We start from the raw sequence: 13,935 nt of genomic DNA, 5'->3' as shown, positions 1-13,935 counted from the left end.
GGCCATGCTTGTCGAAGGCATTAAGAGCCGTCCGGTCTATACGGGACTTTCCATCCAGCCGCGCGCCCGGCGGCACATCTTCGCACTGGAAGGGGAGGGCGCCCATGCCCTCCTCGACCGGAAGCCGGCACTCGACGAGACGGCGCTTTCCCGCAGCGAGATCCTCTATGTCGCGCGCGGCTCGCAGGGCAAGGGAAACGACGAGGCGCTGCGCGCGCTTGGCGCCGATATGTTCTTCGCAGCCCCGACGATCGCGACGCTGCTCTTCCGCCTCAGGGGGACGCTGACGAACGCCCATATGGGGACGCGGCTTTATATCGCCGGCACGGAGGGCTTCATCGGCCAGGCGATGATGGTGGCGCTCGATCACGGCATGGACCATGCCTCGATCATCACCGAACACCGCGGCTCGCTGGCGCGCCGCGTGCAATGTGTCCACTGCAAAGGCGTCACCGAGGACGTCACCCACAGCCCCTTTCCCTGCGGCCATTGCGGTCTGCCGCTTCTCGTACGCGACCATTACTCGCGGCGCCTCGGCGCCTTCCAGGGCGTCAATATCGATGCGGAGGAACCCGGCAGCGCGCCTGATCCGGAGGAGTTGTTCCTGTGAGCGGTGGTACTGAAATTCCCGTCCGAGTGACCCGCGTGACGCCGGTCGCTCATCGCATCAAACGATTTCGCTTCGAGCGCCTCGACGGCCGGGCGATGCCTTATTTCTCCGGTGGCGCCCACGTCATCGTTTCGATGAACGACAATGGTCACGTGCGGCGCAATGCCTATTCGCTGATGTCGGCGCCATATGATTGCTCGGCCTACGAGATCAGCGTGCTGCATGTCGAGGATTCCCGCGGCGGCTCGTCCTTCATGCACGAGAAGGTGCGCGAAGGCGACGAAATGAGGGTATCGCATCCCGTCAACCTGTTTCAGCCGGATTGGCGCGGCCGAAAGCATCTGCTGATTGCCGGCGGCATCGGGATCACGCCCTTCATCGCCATGATGGAGCAGTTTGCCCGCGAAGGCGCCTGTTTCGAAATGCATTATGCCATTCGAACGCGCGACCGCGGCGCATATTGCGAGGACCTCGTCGCCCGCTACGGACCGCATCGGGTGAAGATCTACTGCGATGCCGAAGACAATCGCATTCCGGTCGCCCGCTTGCTCGACAGCCAGCCGCTCGGCACGCATCTCTATGTCTGCGGTCCCGCGGGCATGATCGACGGCGTACTCAAGACCGGGCTGGAGGCTGGCTGGCCGGAGCAGAACCTGCATTCCGAGCGCTTTCTGTCCTCCCAGCCCGGCAAGCCCTTTTCGATCGAGCTGACGCGCTCCGGCAAGACCGTCCATGTCGGTCATCACGAGAGCATGCTGGAGGCGATCGAGGCGGCCGGAATCGATGCGCCCTTTCTCTGTCGCGGCGGTGCCTGCGGGCAGTGTGAAACGATGGTCGCCCTCTGCGACGGCAAGCTGCTGCACAACGACGTCTATCTGACCGACGAAGAAAAGGCTTCCGGCCGAAAGGTGATGCTCTGCGTCTCCCGATTCGAGGGAAAGGCTTTGCATCTCGACCTCTAGAGCCGTCCAGGAAAACCGTCCAACAGTTTTCCGCCCAGAAATGCGTAGTTCAAAGACTTGGATTGTTCGACAAAACGATCCATCGGGCCGATCAGGAGGAGAACGGGCATGGCAATCGCCTTCAAGCAGGAAACGTTCCGGGACGATTTCAGCTATCGCAACAGTCCGGAAAACATCCGGCGCTTTCCGTTTCCCTTCGACCGCGACGAATACATGTACGCGGTCAACATGGAACCGCATGTGAAGGGGCAGAAGGGCACTGCCTTCGAAAGCCTGATCGACGTCGATGAGCACTACGTCGCCGAGATGCACGATCGGGCCCTGGTTCTGAAAGAGGATCCGCTGCGCTACCAGGCGTTGCCCCATATGATGACGGCCCAATGGGATACGCTTGAACTTCTGATGGAGGAGCAGGCCGCCGGCTTCCCCGAACATTTCACGCTCATCAGGAACGGCGATCAATGGCGCTGGATCAACCGGCCGCTCGGCATCGACGACACCTTCACCTTCGGCGATCGCTCGACGCTGCCCTATGAACCGCTCGAATACATCACCCGCCAGGCGCAGGGGGATTTCTGCATCGTAGACCAGCGCGACGGCAATCTCTGGATGGATGCCGGCATGGTCACGACCCAGGCCGACTGGTCGCTCGATTTCGACATCGGCATGAACTTCATGGAATGGCACGGCCCGGTGCCGCTCGCCCATCAGATGGGCGTCTTCGACCGCGCGCTGAAATTCCTCCTGAACCTGCAGCAGGGCAAGCCTACGCGCCGTTTCAACTGGACGATGACGATCAATCCGCGCCTCGATACCAGCCCGGAAAACTATCATAAATGGGGACCCGACCGCGCGACGGTCACACCGGAAAACGTCGGCGAGAAGGTGCATCTGCGCGTCGAGGTGCAGAGCCTGTGGCGCCTGCCGCGCTCGAACGCCATCCTCTTCGTCATCCGCTGCTATCTGATGAATATGAACGAGCTCGTGACGGTCCCCAAATGGGCACGCCGCTTTCCGCGCGTGCTCAGCACGCTGCCGCCCGAGCTCATCGATTACAAGGGCTTGACGCGCTATCGCCAGACGACGATCGACTGGCTTACGAAATTCGACGACGGCGCGCCGACCAGTCCCGGCACATTCCCGGATTGACGCCGTTTCCAGCGCCAAGACGACTGCATGCAATTGCAACTTCACAAAAGCAAAAGGGGAATGCGTCATGACAAGAGTTGCCGTCATCGGTGCCGGTCCATCGGGCCTCGCCCAGTTGCGGGCCTTCCAGTCGGCCGCCCAGAAGGGTGCCGAGATTCCGGAGATCGTCTGCTATGAAAAGCAGTCCGATTGGGGAGGGCTGTGGAACTATACCTGGCGCACCGGGCTGGACGAATATGGAGAGCCGGTGCATGGCAGCATGTATCGCTACCTCTGGTCGAACGGTCCGAAGGAATGCCTGGAATTCGCGGACTACACCTTCGAGGAGCACTTCGGCAAGCCGATCGCCTCCTACCCGCCGCGCGCGGTGCTGTGGGATTATATCAAGGGCCGTGTGGAGAAGGCGAATGTGCGCGACTGGGTGCGTTTCAATACGCCGGTGCGCATGGTGCACTTCGACGAAGAGACGAAGAAATTCACGGTTATCGCTCATAACCGCCTCGAAGACCGCATGTATGACGAGGAATTCGACTACGTCGTCGTTGCGAGCGGCCACTTCTCGACACCGCACGTTCCCTATTTCGAAGGCGTGAAAACCTTCAACGGCCGCGTTCTGCACGCCCACGATTTCCGCGATGCGCTGGAATTCAAGGGTAAGGACGTTCTCATCGTCGGCCGGAGCTACTCGGCCGAGGATATCGGTTCGCAATGCTGGAAGTATGGGGCGAAATCGGTAACGACGAGCTACCGCTCAAAGCCGATGGGCTTCAACTGGCCGGAAAATTTCGAGGAACGGCCGCTGCTGACGAAGCTCGAAAACAAGACGGCTCATTTCGCGGACGGCTCGACGAAGGAAGTGGACGCGCTGATCCTGTGCACCGGCTACCAGCACCATTTTCCGTTTCTGCCGGATGAACTCAGGCTCAAGACCGCCAACCGCCTTTGGGCCGACCATCTCTACAAGGGCGTGGTCTTCGACAAGAATCCGCAGCTTTTCTACATCGGTATGCAGGATCAGTTTTATACCTTCAACATGTTCGACGTGCAGGCCTGGTGGGCGCGCGACGTCATGATGGGCCGCATCGCGCTGCCGCCGGAAGAGGAACTGAAGGCCAATTTCGACATGTGGCGCGCCCGCGAGGAAACGCTCGAGCATGCCGAGGAGATGATCTGGTATCAGGGCGACTATGTGAAGGAGCTACTGGCCGAAACCGATTATCCGAGCTTCGATATCGAAGGGGTCAACCGGACCTTCATGAAGTGGGAGCACCACAAGGCGGAAAACATCATGGGTTTTCGCGACAATGCCTATCGTTCGCTGATGACGGGCAATATGTCGCCCAAGCATCACACGCCTTGGGTGGAAGCGCTCGACGACTCCCTGGAGGAATATCTGCGCGCTTGACGATCTTCGGCTCGGCGCATGCCCTTCCCACCTGTGGGAGGGGCTAAATTCCACTTGCGCGGCCGGCAAGGCGTAGAGAGGATTTCCCAAATCGGTTCAGGAGCGCGGCCGCTTCTTCTGCGGATCGTAGTGCGACAGCGGCACGACGATTGCGGGCAGGCGCTTCTGCTGGCCGTCGAGCTTGCCGATCTCCACCTGCGTGCCGACCGTCGCATGCGTAACGTCGATCCGGGCAAGCGCGATCGTCTTGCCGAGGACCGGTGAGTGGGTGGCACTGGTGATGACGCCGATCTGCGCGCGTCCGACATGCACGCAGTCGCCGTGGCCGACCGCCTCGTTCGCCTGTATGTCGAGGCCGACCATCAAGTGGCGCGGGTTTTCCTTGCGGCGGATCAGCGCTTCGCGGCCGATGAAATCGTCATGCTTGGACTTCAGTGGCACCGTGAAGCCGATACCGGCCTCGAACGGGTCGGTCTGATCGTCGAAGTCGTAATGAGCGAAGATCAGTCCCGCCTCGATGCGGACCATGTCGAGCGCTTCCAGCCCCATCGGCTTCAGCCCATGCGGCTCGCCGGCCCGCCAGACCGCGTCGAAAACGGTCAGGGCGTCTTTTGGGTGACAGAATATCTCGTAGCCGAGCTCGCCGGTATAGCCGGTGCGCGAGACGACGATGGGCGCGCCCTCGAAGCCTCCGATGCGACCGACCGCGAAGCGGAACCATTCGAGCTCGCCGATCGTGGGCTGACGCGGTGCCGTCCAGACGATCTCCTTGAGGATGTCGCGGCTCTTCGGGCCCTGAACGGCAATATTGTGCATCTGATCGGTCGAGGAGCGCACCCAGGCCTTGAAGCCTTTCTTCTCCGTCTGCTCGCGCAGCCAGATGCCGCTGTAATCGTCCCCGCCGATCCAGCGGAAGTTCTTGTCGCCGAGACGGAAAAGGGTGCCGTCGTCGATCATCCCGCCATGCTCGTAGCACATCGCGGAGTAGACGACCTGCCCGGTAGAAAGCTTGCGCACGTCGCGCGTCAGGCAGTATTGCAGCAATTCCTCGGCATCCGGACCGGTGACCTCGAACTTGCGCAACGGCGAGAGATCGATCACTGCCGCCCTTTCCCGGCAGGCCCAGTATTCCTCGACTGGCCCCGCCGACGAAAACCGGTTCGGCAGCCAATAGCCGCGATATTCAGCGTAGTCTCGCGTCAGCGCCGAGAAACGGGGGTGAAAGGCGGTTTCACGCGTCAGTTCGGGATCGGCATCTGGTGTCATGCGATAGGCTACCGCTCGTGAGAATTGCTCTTTTCCGGAAAAGGTCCGGACGTGGATGTCGGTCGGATCCCAGCCGTTTGCCGCGTCGATATCGTCGGGGCAGGAGGAGGAGACGCAGACGAGGTCGGTCAGGGCCCGCATCAGCACGTAGTCGCCCGGACGCGACCAGGGCTCATCGAGATAGAGCTGATTGTTGTGGTCGATATCGGTGTTGTAGAAATAGTTGAGCGCCTCCCAGCCCTTGCGGCCGGGAATGCCATAAGGCGCAAGCGCCGCGTTGAAATTGTCGGTACAGTTGACGTGGCCGGGATAGCCCATGTCATCGTAATAGCGCGAATTGCAGGCGGTGGCGAAAGCGTCGTGACGGCCAACCGTGTCCTGCACGATCTCCACCAGCGGCTCGAAATCGCGATCGAAAGCCTTGGAGGGCAGGCCCGGCGCCGGGTAGCTGCGCCCGAGCAGGGTACGGGTGACGGTTGAGTCGAGAGCCAGGTCGAGGCCCTTGTCGACCTTGCGGGCGGCAAAGGCCTGAAAGTCCGTGCACTGGCGGCCATAGACGTCGATGATCTGTATGAATTCTCCGGCCCGCACGAAATACGCCGAAGCGGTTGCAGCCTTGATGCGGATGTCTTCGATCGGATCGGCAAGCGGCTCCGGCAAGGCGGAGGAATAGTCGCGGACCACCCTGCTGCGGCGGACCCTGACTTCGATGGGCGTTGCCGTGTCCTGTGCCTCGGGCGACATCGCCTCTGCGGGTGCGGCAACGATCAGCAGCCCCTTCAGCGCGATCGTGAATTCGACCCTGTTGCCCGGCGTGGACCGTTCCCCGAAGATGCGGAGCGCGCCGGCCGTGGCCAGATCCGCACCGCGGCGCCGAAGCGCGCTTCGAATGCGCAGCGTGCCCGCTTCTTCGCGGGAGAGAATGGTCTTGAGGCCCTCGGCGGCATTGGTGAACGCCGCGCCGAGGCCTGCCGCCTGGAAGCGGCCGCTTTCGTCAACGAAGGAAAGCTCGCATGCCTGGCCGCCCTCCGCATCGGTGACCGTCACCAGGTCTCCCGCTTCGACGCGTACGACCAGCGAGCCGCCACCCTTGCATCGGTATCGTTCAGTGTCCTTCGGCAGCGCCGGAATGCCCGGATAGCGGATGATGCTCGCCGAAACGGGCCTCCCCCCAAGTATCCCAGGACGGCGATTTTCCATAGCACCCTCGCGGCCGAATGTTGGCCCCTGCCCGGATCATGCTGGCAAAATACCGAGCTGAAGTAAAGGAGATATATTGACTATGAAGAAACTTTCTTCACTATGCATAAACGGCCGGATCTGAATTCAATGCATAAATGGGGCACCAAGACATCGGGCCGGCTGCCGTGGGAGGCACGTTCAGGGAGACGTATCGAAGAACACGTCCGGAACAAATAAAAGGGGAATTCAGCGATGACAGATGTGGTGAACGCCGGCATTGCTGCCGGCACCGAGGGGAAGCTTATACGCGCGCTCGACTGGAAGGGCGCTTTCTGGGTGGCAGCTGGCGTGCCGCCACTCGTGCTCTTCTCCATCGGCGGCATTGCCGGCACGACCGGCAAGCTGGCCTTCGCGGTCTGGATCATTTCGATGATCATGGGCTTCCTGCAATCCTTCACCTATGCGGAAATCGCCGGGATGTTCGCCAACAAGTCCGGCGGCGCCTCGATCTATGGAGCGACCGCATGGCTGCGCTATTCGAAACTCATCGCGCCGCTTTCCGTCTGGTGCAATTGGTTCGCCTGGTCGCCGGTGCTCTCGCTCGGCTGCGTGATCGCCGCGGGCTATATCCTCAATGCCCTCTTCCCGATTCCGGCGGCGGATTCGCAGGCGGTGCTCGACTGGATCGGCGCCCATGCCGCCTCCGTCACCGCCGATAGCCCCCGTGTCGCCGAGTATATCGCGGCCCATGCCGGCACCCCGCCGGAAGATGCCGTCAAGGCGGTTCTCGCAGCCGACGGCGTAGCGGCGCTGACGCCCATGATCCGCAACTGGTCGCTGGTCAGCTTCAGCATACCCTTCCTCGCCACGGCCAATATCAACGCCACATTCCTGATCGGCGGCATCCTGATGCTGATCATCTTCGCGATCCAGCATCGCGGCATCGCCGGGACCGCCAGCGTTCAGAAGTGGCTCGCTATGCTCGTCCTCATTCCCTTGCTGATCATCGGCATCTATCCGATCGTCAGCGGCCATATCGTTGCCTCCAACGTCACCGGCCTCGTGCCACCGACGGCCGCCTATTCCGGCGAGGACGGCACCTGGAGCAATGGCGGCTGGACGCTCTTTCTCGGCGGCCTCTATATCGCCGCCTGGTCGACTTACGGGTTCGAGACGGCGGTCTGCTATACGCGCGAACTGAAGAACCCGCGGACCGACACCTTCAAGGCGATCTTCTATTCCGGCCTCGTCTGCTGCCTGTTCTTCTTCCTCGTACCCTTCGCCTTCCAGGGGGTGCTTGGTCATGCCGGCATGCTGGCGCCCGGCATCATCGACGGCACGGGTGTGGCCGAGGCGCTCGGGGGCCTGATCGGCGCCGGCCGTATCGTCACCCAGCTTCTCGTCGTTCTGATGATTCTCGCGCTCTTCCTCGCCATCATGACGGCGATGGCCGGTTCCTCGCGCACGCTTTACCAGGGCTCGAAGGACGGCTGGCTGCCGAAATATCTCAACCATGTGAACGAGAACGGCGCGCCGACCCGGGCCATGTGGACCGACTTCGCTTTCAATCTGTTCCTGCTTGCCATCGCCTCGGACGTCGGCGGCTACTTCTTCGTGCTCGCCGTCTCCAATGTCGGCTACATCATCTTCAACTTCCTGAACCTCAACTCCGGCTGGATCCACCGTATCGACTCCGGCCATATCGAGCGGCCCTGGAAGGCGCCGACCTGGCTGATCGGCCTGAACACTGTGCTGGCCTTCGTGAACGCGCTCTTCCTGGGCGCCGGCGCCAAGGTCTGGGGCTACTCCAATGCGTTGTGGGTCGGCTTCATCTTCGCCGCGCTCATCCTGCCGGTCTTCGCCTATCGCCACTACTTTCAGGATCGCGGCAGGTTCCCGCTCGAAGCCATGGAGGATCTCGGCCTCTCCGGGCAGAACCTCGGCGTCAGGAAGGCGGGCATGTTACCCTATCTGGCGCTCGGCGGAGGCCTCGCCATCGTGCTGTTTGCCAACTGGTTCTTCCAGCTGCCGGCCTGAACTCGGGGGCAGTGGCACGTTCTGCATCAGACCCTGCGATCGAAACACAGAAAAAGGCCCGCTTCGGCGGGCCTTTTGTGATGGTATGTCCGGTCGCGGAAGTGCGTCCTCTCAGACATTGTCGCCTTCGGTCGATGTTCCCTGTGCCTTGCCGGCGCTGCCGGCGCCCCATTTCCAGCCGCTGATCGCCGGCATGTCCTCGCCGTATTTCTCGATATGGTGCCTGTGGTCGATCAGCCGCTCGTGGATCGCCTGCTTGAAATAGGCCGCGCGGGCGCCGAGTTGCGGCAGCCGGTCGATGACGTCCTCGACCAGATGGAACCGGTCCAGATGGTTGAGCACCACCATGTCGAAGGGCGTCGTCGTCGTCCCCTCTTCCTTGTAGCCGCGGACATGCAGATTGGCATGGTTCGTTCGGCGATAGGTGAGGCGGTGGATCAGCCAGGGATAGCCATGAAAGGCGAAGATGATCGGCTTGTCCTTGGTGAACAGGGCGTCGAAGTCGCGGTCCGGCAGGCCGTGCGGGTGCTCTCCCGATGGCTGCAGCTTCATCAGATTGACGACGTTGATCACCCGCACCTTCAATTCCGGCAGGTGTTCGCGCAGCAATTGCACCGCGGCGAGCGTCTCCAGCGTCGGAACATCGCCGCAACATGCCATGACCACATCCGGCTCGCAGCCTTTGTCGTTGCTTGCCCATTCCCAGATGCCGAGGCCCTCGGTGCAATGCTTCACCGCCTGGTCCATGGTCAGCCATTGCGGCGACGGCTGTTTGCCGGCGACGACGACGTTGATGTAGTTGCGGCTCCTCAGGCAATGGTCCGTCACCGACAGCAGCGTATTGGCGTCCGGCGGCAGATAGACGCGGATGATGTCCGCCTTCTTGTTGACCACGTGATCGATGAAGCCGGGGTCCTGATGGCTGAAGCCGTTATGGTCCTGGCGCCAGACATGCGAGCTCAGGAAATAGTTCAGGGAAGCGATCGGGCGCCGCCACGGGATCTCGTTGCAGACCTTCAGCCATTTGGCGTGCTGGTTGAACATCGAATCGATGATGTGAATGAAGGCTTCGTAGCAGGAAAAGAAGCCGTGGCGTCCGGTCAGGAGATAACCTTCGAGCCAGCCCTGGCATTGATACTCGCTCAGGACCTCCATAAGCCGTCCGTCGGGCGACAAGTGGTCGTCTTCCGGATAGATGTCCGCCATGAAACAGCGATCCGTGACCTCGAGCACGTCCTGCCAGCGGTTCGAGTTGTTTTCGTCCGGACTGAACAGGCGGAAGTTCCCGGACTTCAGGTTGAGCTTCATCACGTCGCGCAGATAGCTGCCCATCACGCGGGCCGACTCGGCCGTGGCCGCTCCGGGGCTCTGAACCGCAACCGCATAATCGCGGAAGTCGGGCATCTTCAGGTCGCGCAGCAACAGCCCGCCATTGGCATGCGGATTGTCGCTCATCCGGCGGCGTCCCGGTGGGGCAAGCGCCGCCAGTTCCGCCGTCAGCCGCCCGTCACCGTCGAAGAGCTCCTCCGGCCGATAGCTCTTCATCCAGCCTTCGAGGATGCGGATATGCTCCGGCTTGTCCATGTCTCCCATCGGAACCTGATGCGATCGCCAGTAATCCTCGCATTTCTTGCCGTCGATCTCGGCCGGGCAGGTCCAGCCCTTGGGTGTGCGGAAGACGATCATGGGCCATGCAGGGCGTTTCAGATTGCCGTTGACCCGGGCGTCGGTCTGAATGCGCCTGATATCCGCGAGCGCGGTATCGAGCGCGGCCGCCAGCTGCTGATGCACGTCTGCGGGATCATGACCCTCGACGAAAAGCGGCGCATAGCCCATGCCCTCGAAGAACTTCTGCAGCTCCTCTCTGGGAATGCGTGCGAGAAAGCAGGGATTGGCGATCTTGTATCCATTGAGGTGCAGGATGGGCAGGACGCAGCCGTCGCGCGCCGGATTCAGGAACTTGTTGCCGTGCCAGCCGGTCGCGAGCGGGCCCGTTTCGGCTTCCCCGTCGCCCACCACGCAGGCGACGATCAGCTCCGGATTGTCGAAGGCGGCACCGTAGGCATGGCTCAACGCATAGCCGAGCTCGCCGCCCTCGTGAATGCTGCCCGGCGTTTCCGGCGCGACATGGCTCGGGATGCCGCCGGGGAAGCTGAACTGCTTGAACAGCTTCCGCAGGCCTTCGGCGTCCTGGCTGATATCCGGATAGACCTCGCTATAGGTGCCCTCCAGATAGGCGTGGGCGACAAGCGAGGGCCCGCCATGCCCGGGGCCGATGACATACATCATCTCCAGATCGTCGCGCTTGATCACCCGGTTCAGGTGCACATAGAGCATGTTCAGGCCGGGCGACGTACCCCAATGGCCGAGAAGCCGCGGTTTGATGTGCTCCCGCTTCAGCGGCTCGCTGAGAAGCGGGTTGTCGAGGAGGTAGATCTGGCCGACGGAGAGATAGTTCGACGCCCGCCAGTAGGCGTCCATCCGCTGAAGTTCATCTGCAGACAGCGGACCGGCGGATAAAGGCTCTTGGCTGGAAACGTCACGTGCCGTCCTGGGGGAAGTCATGTATTCCTCCTGAAGCGAGAGCTCGGATAGCGACGGTGCAACGAGCCGCCGAAGCTGCCGCTGCAGAATCTATGGCGGTGCGGCGCCAGGGCAATGCCGAGCGTAGCGGCAGGGACGGAAAACCGTGGTCTTGCGGAGCCGGTCGCCTCAACCCGGCAACTTCGCCGCCGCATGACGCCCGCCCTGATAGCGCACGCCGTCCGAAGGCTCCTCCTCACGCTTCTCAATCTCGTGCCGGTAAGGCTCGCTGCTGTCCTGCGGGCGCCAGCCGAGGAAGTCCGCATGCCCGTTAGACCACCAGACGTCGCGGTTGGCGGAGACGCCGTAGAGCACCAGATGGCCGATTTTTGGGGCATCGAGAAGCCGGCGCACAAGCGCCAGGAAATCACGCGGGCTCAGCCAGGTGGAGAGCATGCGCCGGTTGGTGGGTTCGGCGAAGCAGCTGCCGATCCTGAGGCAGGCGGTTTCCATGCCGTATTTGTCGAAATAGAGCCGGGAAAGGTCCTCGCCGAAGCACTTGCTGACGCCGTAAAGGCTGTCCGGCCGCCGCGGCGACAGGTGGTCGAGCGTCTCGCCGATGGGATGGAAGCCGGTCACATGGTTGGTGCTCGCAAAGAGGATGCGGTTCACGCCGGCTTTTCGCGCCGCCTCGTAGAGATTGTAGGTGCCGAGAATGTTGGCCTGAAGAAGAGCGTCGAAGTCTGACTCCACCGAGATCGCACCGAGATGCAGGATCGCATCGCAACCGCGCACGAGTTGGTCGACCGCCTCGCGCTCGGCGAGGTCGCATCGCACGATCTCCTCGCCCTCTCCGGCGGGAGAAAGCGTGGCGACATCCGAAAGGCGCAAAACATCGGCGCAGCCCTTCAGCCCCTCGCGGGCATAGCGGCCGAGGCCGCCCGCGGCCCCGGTTATCAATAGTCGCGTCGTCATGCGTACAACCTGCTTGGCACGGATCGCGATGATTTCGGGTCTAATGACCAGTCGTCGTCGGGATCAATGAATCTCGGGTTCGGGCAGCTTATGGGGCGATTGCAGGAAGGTGAAGTCGCAGCCTTCCGGCGCCTGCTGGATATGCTCCGCATGCATCTTCAGATAGCCCCTCGAATAGTCGCGCTCCGGCGGCCTCCATTCGGCGAGCCGGCGCTCGATCTCCGCCTGATCGACCTCGAGCGTGATCGTGCGGCGGGCAACGTCGAGCGCGATGATGTCGCCGTTGCGGACCGCTGCCAGCGGGCCGCCGACATAGGCCTCCGGTGCTACGTGGAGGATGCAGGCGCCGTAGCTGGTGCCGCTCATGCGGGCGTCGGAAATGCGCACCATGTCGCGCACGCCTTCTTTGAGGAGCTTCCTCGGGATCGGCAGCATGCCCCATTCCGGCATGCCCGGTCCGCCGACCGGCCCGGCATTGCGCAGGATCATCACCGTGTCGGCTGTGACGTCGAGATCATCGTCGTTCACCGCTTTCATCATAGCGTCGTAATCGTCGAAGACGAGCGCCGGACCGCGGTGTTGGAGCAGGGCAGGGTCGGCCGCCGCTGGTTTCATGACGCAGCCCTGCGGCGCAAGGTTGCCTTTGAGAATGGCCGTGCCGCCGCGCGCGGCCACCGGCCTGTCGAGCGGGCGGATCACCTCCGGCAGATGGACCTCCGCCTCATCGAGGGCGCCGCCGATCGTGCCGATCACATTGCGTTCCCCGGTATGCAGGAGCGGCTTCAATTGTTTCCAGAGCGCGATCAGGCCGCCGGCATAGTAGAAGTCCTCCATCAGGAATTCACCGGTCGGCCGGATGTTGCAGAGAACAGGGACTTCGGCCGATACGCGATCGAAATCATCGAGCGTCAGAGGAACGCCGCAACGGCGCGCGATCGCGATAAGATGGATCATCGCATTGGTCGAGCCGGCCATCGCCATGTGCACCGCGAGCGCATTCTCGAATGCCTTCGCCGTCAGAATGTCGGACGGCTTCAGATCCTCGAAGACCATCTCGACGATGCGCGCGCCGGAAAGCGCGGCCATGCGCGCATGACCGGCATCCGCCGCGGGGATGGCGGAGGCGCCGGGCAGCGAAAGCCCCAGCGTGTCGGCAAGCGCCGTCATGGTCGAGGCCGTGCCCATGGTCATGCAGGTGCCGAAGGAGCGGGCGATTCCGCGCTCCATTTCGCTCCATTCGTTCTCGGTGACGCGGCCGGCTTCCTTTTCCGCCCAGTATTTCCAGACGTCCGATCCCGAACCCAGCATCCGGCCGCGATAATTGCCGCGCAGCATCGGCCCGGCCGGCACGAAGATCGTCGGCAGGTCGACCTGGATCGCTCCCATGATCGTTCCCGGCGTGGTCTTGTCGCAGCCGGCAAGCAGGACGACGCCGTCGACCGGATGCGAGCGAATGAGCTCCTCCACCTCCATGGCCAGGAAATTGCGGTAGAGCATCGTCGTTGGCTTCACATAGGTCTCGGCAAGCGACATGGCCGGCAGCTCGATCGGAAAGCCGCCCGCCTGCCAGACGCCGCGCTTGACCTCCTCTGCCCGAGCCCTGAGATGTGCGTGGCACGGATTGATGTCGCTCCAGGTATTGATGATCGCGATGACGGGCTTGTTTGCGAGTTCCGCATGGTCGTAGCCCATCTGATAGAGGCGGGACCTGTGACCGAAGGCGCGCAGGTCCTTGACGCCGAACCAGCGAAAGCTTCGAAATTCCTCCGGCTTCTTGCGCCTGGTCATCGGCACGCTCCTTTGCATTTGCGGGCGGGTCGGCTAGA

General features: G+C 62.4%; 9 protein-coding genes. 5 read left to right on the top strand and 4 right to left on the bottom strand.

Features of this window, described 5'->3' with window-relative positions:
* Nucleotides 1-4 precede the first annotated feature (4 nt).
* The 4 genes from M1D34_RS15115 to M1D34_RS15100 all read left to right on the top strand — a co-directional run bounded on the left by M1D34_RS15115 (nucleotide 5) and on the right by M1D34_RS15100 (nucleotide 4,126).
* Complete coding sequence (locus tag M1D34_RS15115; protein ID WP_127541453.1) at nucleotides 5-610, top strand: dimethylamine monooxygenase subunit DmmA family protein; 606 nt, start codon at nucleotides 5-7, stop codon at nucleotides 608-610.
* The gene (locus tag M1D34_RS15110; RefSeq protein WP_107607840.1) at nucleotides 607-1,572 is read left to right on the top strand and encodes a PDR/VanB family oxidoreductase; all 966 of its coding nucleotides are present in this window, start codon (nucleotides 607-609) and stop codon (nucleotides 1,570-1,572) included. Before M1D34_RS15115 ends, M1D34_RS15110 begins: the two co-directional genes overlap by 4 nt.
* Nucleotides 1,573-1,680: 108 nt before the next feature.
* Nucleotides 1,681-2,721 carry a heme-dependent oxidative N-demethylase family protein gene (locus M1D34_RS15105; RefSeq protein ID WP_153318868.1) on the top strand — a complete coding sequence of 347 codons (1,041 nt, stop codon included), beginning with the start codon at nucleotides 1,681-1,683 and terminating at the stop codon, nucleotides 2,719-2,721.
* Nucleotides 2,722-2,788: 67 nt separating this feature from the next.
* Entirely contained in the window at nucleotides 2,789-4,126 is a 1,338-nt protein-coding gene (locus M1D34_RS15100; protein ID WP_498779723.1) for a trimethylamine monooxygenase, read from the top strand.
* A 96-nt stretch (nucleotides 4,127-4,222) separates the two neighbouring features.
* On the opposite strand, the gene M1D34_RS15095 is transcribed toward M1D34_RS15100, so the two are convergent.
* The gene (locus M1D34_RS15095) at nucleotides 4,223-6,592 is read right to left on the bottom strand and encodes a trimethylamine N-oxide demethylase (protein WP_498779722.1); all 2,370 of its coding nucleotides are present in this window, start codon (nucleotides 6,590-6,592) and stop codon (nucleotides 4,223-4,225) included.
* 234 nt (nucleotides 6,593-6,826) lie between these two features.
* Here M1D34_RS15095 and M1D34_RS15090 point away from each other — a divergent pair, with 234 nt between their 5' ends.
* Nucleotides 6,827-8,611 (top strand): trimethylamine N-oxide permease, encoded by a 1,785-nt coding sequence (locus tag M1D34_RS15090; RefSeq protein WP_153318866.1) that lies wholly within the window; start codon nucleotides 6,827-6,829, stop codon nucleotides 8,609-8,611.
* 111 nt (nucleotides 8,612-8,722) lie between these two features.
* Here M1D34_RS15090 and M1D34_RS15085 read toward each other — a convergent pair whose 3' ends face one another.
* The 3 genes from M1D34_RS15085 to araD all read right to left on the bottom strand — a co-directional run bounded on the left by M1D34_RS15085 (nucleotide 8,723) and on the right by araD (nucleotide 13,897).
* Nucleotides 8,723-11,176 (bottom strand): phosphoketolase family protein, encoded by a 2,454-nt coding sequence (locus M1D34_RS15085; protein ID WP_498779720.1) that lies wholly within the window; start codon nucleotides 11,174-11,176, stop codon nucleotides 8,723-8,725.
* 147 nt (nucleotides 11,177-11,323) lie between these two features.
* A complete protein-coding gene (locus M1D34_RS15080; RefSeq protein ID WP_003532495.1) occupies nucleotides 11,324-12,109 on the bottom strand; it encodes an NAD-dependent epimerase/dehydratase family protein in 786 nt (261 codons plus the stop codon).
* 63 nt (nucleotides 12,110-12,172) lie between these two features.
* Nucleotides 12,173-13,897: an L-arabinonate dehydratase gene (gene araD, locus M1D34_RS15075; protein ID WP_010968358.1), complete on the bottom strand. Its 1,725-nt coding sequence runs from the start codon at nucleotides 13,895-13,897 to the stop codon at nucleotides 12,173-12,175.
* Nucleotides 13,898-13,935: the final 38 nt, after the last annotated feature.

The sequence above is a fragment of the Ensifer sp. D2-11 genome, assembly GCF_054161295.1.
The sequence above is the reverse complement of the archived record's forward strand: the minus strand, read 5'-3'. Positions and strand labels throughout refer to the sequence as shown.

Coding starts and splice junctions, on each gene's coding strand:
- M1D34_RS15115 (WP_127541453.1), top strand. CDS start 5: ATGCTTGTCGAAGGCATTAAGAGCCGTCCGGTCTATACGGGACTTTCC.
- M1D34_RS15105 (WP_153318868.1), top strand. CDS start 1,681: ATGGCAATCGCCTTCAAGCAGGAAACGTTCCGGGACGATTTCAGCTAT.
- M1D34_RS15100 (WP_498779723.1), top strand. CDS start 2,789: ATGACAAGAGTTGCCGTCATCGGTGCCGGTCCATCGGGCCTCGCCCAG.
- M1D34_RS15095 (WP_498779722.1), bottom strand. CDS start 6,592: ATGGAAAATCGCCGTCCTGGGATACTTGGGGGGAGGCCCGTTTCGGCG.
- M1D34_RS15090 (WP_153318866.1), top strand. CDS start 6,827: ATGACAGATGTGGTGAACGCCGGCATTGCTGCCGGCACCGAGGGGAAG.
- M1D34_RS15085 (WP_498779720.1), bottom strand. CDS start 11,176: ATGACTTCCCCCAGGACGGCACGTGACGTTTCCAGCCAAGAGCCTTTA.
- M1D34_RS15080 (WP_003532495.1), bottom strand. CDS start 12,109: ATGACGACGCGACTATTGATAACCGGGGCCGCGGGCGGCCTCGGCCGC.
- araD (WP_010968358.1), bottom strand. CDS start 13,897: ATGACCAGGCGCAAGAAGCCGGAGGAATTTCGAAGCTTTCGCTGGTTC.